1 protein-coding gene and 1 pseudogene are annotated in these 2,527 nt (G+C 33.4%); both read right to left on the bottom strand.

What is annotated here, in order from left to right; translation table 11 throughout:
* A pseudogene (feoB, locus tag EC396_RS18295) lies at positions 1-1,436 on the bottom strand (ferrous iron transport protein B); the annotation flags it as partial.
* Complete coding sequence (locus tag EC396_RS18290) at positions 1,420-2,349, bottom strand: metal-dependent transcriptional regulator (protein ID WP_164975268.1); 930 nt, start codon at positions 2,347-2,349, stop codon at positions 1,420-1,422. The pseudogene feoB and the gene EC396_RS18290, both read right to left, overlap by 17 nt.
* Positions 2,350-2,527 lie beyond the last annotated feature (178 nt).

The following is a 2,527-nucleotide window of genomic DNA, read 5'->3' as shown; positions in this document are numbered from 1 at the left end:
TATTTGTAATTATAGCAATCAATCGTTCACGCGGACTGTCTATAATTCGTGTTGCAACTACACCTGCTGCATTACAACCAAATCCCATACTCATAGTTAAGGCCTGTTTGCCATGGGCACCAGATTTTTTAAATAAAGAATCTAAATTAAAAGCAACACGAGGTAAATAACCAAAATCTTCAAGCAGGGTAAATAAAGGGAAAAATATAGCCATTGGAGGAAGCATTACAGCTATAACCCAAGCCAATGCCAAATAAACACCATCTATTAAAAAACCGCTTAGCCACCAAGGAAAACCCGCCAGATTCGCTAAGTTTTTAAGCCAAGGGTGAACATTGTCTAACAATAATTGCGCGAGCAACCCTGAAGGGTAATTTGCGCCAATAATGGTAAGCCATAAAACTACTGATAGAATTAAAATCATTATTGGAAATCCCCAAGTTTTGCTAGTTACAATTTTGTCCAGACTTTTATCGAATCTAAATTTTTTTACATCACCTTTTTTGGTAACAGCATTTTGGGCAATGGTTGATGCGTCAGCATAAATGGCTTCGGTTAATTTATCGTGAAAACCTTCGCCAATTTGCCATCGCAAATCATTACTTGTATTTAATATGTTGTTTTTATCCATGAATTTGTATTCTCTTTTGTTTGAAATTCAAGTGTTATTCTGTTATAAATTCACCCGATTTAACGGCTTCTATAATTCGTTCATCACCATCTAACAATCGCAAAGCAATCCACCTGCTGTTTGGTATGGATGGATATTCTTTTTCAATTTCTTTGCTCAATTTGTTCAAAGCATTTTCTATGCTTTGAGGAACATTTTTAATTCTATGTGGCTTGCATTTAATTTCGCCATTTGCAACTTGATTGATAGTTTTAATCAATTCAGGTATTCCTTCTTTTGATCTGGCACTTGCAGGTATAACAGGAATTCCTAAATCACGCGCCAAGGCTCTGTCGTCAATATCAATATCCAAACGTTTTGCTTCGTCCATCAAATTCAAACATAAAACAGCCTTGTCTGTTATTTCTAAAATTTGTAAAACCAAGTTTAAATTGCGTTCCAATCGGCTGGCATCAACTACAATTACGGTAACATCAGGTTTTCCAAATAAAATAAAATTACGTGCAACTTCTTCGTCTTGTGAAGTGGAAAGTAATGAGTAAGTACCTGGTAAATCTACTATTTTAAATTTTTTATCATTATAACCAAAACCACCTTCGGCACGTGTAACTGTTTTACCTGGCCAGTTTCCTGTGTGCTGTTTTAAACCAGTTAAGGCATTAAAAACAGTGCTTTTTCCAGTGTTTGGGTTGCCAGCCAAGGCAATTACATAATCGGTATTTTCTGTATTAATACCCATTTTTTTTAGACTTGCATTTGCGTTTAAATCGCAGGTTTCGCAAGCGCTTTTAGTGGCTTTTTGCATGGGTTTTTATTTTTTCGATTAATATAAATTTTGCTTGCTCATTTCTAATGGCAATAGAAGTATCTCTCACCAAATAAGCTCTGGGGTTGTTCATAGGGCTTGTTAAATCTACCGTTATTTTGGTGTTTATTACAAAACCTAGATCTAGTAATCTTCTTCTAATTTCGCCCCTGCATTCTCTTGAAATACCTATTATTTTGGCTTCTTCTCCATTTTTTAAATTAGACAATCTAAAGCTTTTTTCTTCTGAAAATTCTTCCTTTAGCAATTCGGTAATGGTAATATTGTTTGCAACAATAGGAGCCAAAACATATTCTTCACCTTCCGAATGAAAAACAACTCTCTTTTCGTTATTTTCAACAATATGCAATTGAGAGCCTATGTGTAAATCTTCGGCTAAAATTTGTTTATAAATTATTTCGGGTTCATCTTCAATATGAATAATTCTGCCAATAGTTCCTTCTTTAAAATTCGGAATTGGTTTTCCGTTTATAGGTTCAATCTCACCCGCTTCCGTAGGAATTGGGTCTCCGTGCGGGTCGTGTTTTGGAAAACCCAATAGTTTGTCTAACTTGTCAATTAATGTAGTTGATTTAATATGTTCTAATTGTTCTGCTAAATCGTGTACTTCATCCCAATTGTAGTTAAGTTTATCAACTAAAAAAACTTCCCAAATTCTATGGCTTCTTACAATATTTAATGCTATTTCTTTTCCTTCGGAAGTCAATTTTACGCCTTTATATTTTTCATAATTAACCAGATTTTTATCGGCTAATTTTTTAATCATATCAGTTACCGACGAAGCTTTTGTACTTAAATTTTTAGCTATAAGTGTTGTGCTTACGGTTTTAGCATTAGAAAGTTCTATGCTAAAAATTGCTTTTAAATAATTTTCTTCGGATTGTGAGAGCATTTCAAAAATAAATTTAGCCAAATATAATCAAAAATTTAGACAAGACTAAAAATTTATTTCGAAAGTTATTTATATGTATTTTAATTTTAAAAAATTGTATTTTTGAGTTCAAAGTTTTTTAAGTATGAAAATAGTAATATACGGTGCAGGTGGTGTTGGAGGGTATTTTGGTGCGCGC

Source organism: Lutibacter sp. HS1-25 (assembly GCF_004121075.1).
Lineage (GTDB): Bacteria > Bacteroidota > Bacteroidia > Flavobacteriales > Flavobacteriaceae > Lutibacter.
This window is presented reverse-complemented; position numbering and strand designations above follow the sequence as displayed.

Excerpts from the sequence above, each read along its gene's own strand:
- EC396_RS18290 (WP_164975268.1), bottom strand. The coding sequence starts at position 2,349 with ATGCTCTCACAATCCGAAGAAAATTATTTAAAAGCAATTTTTAGCATA.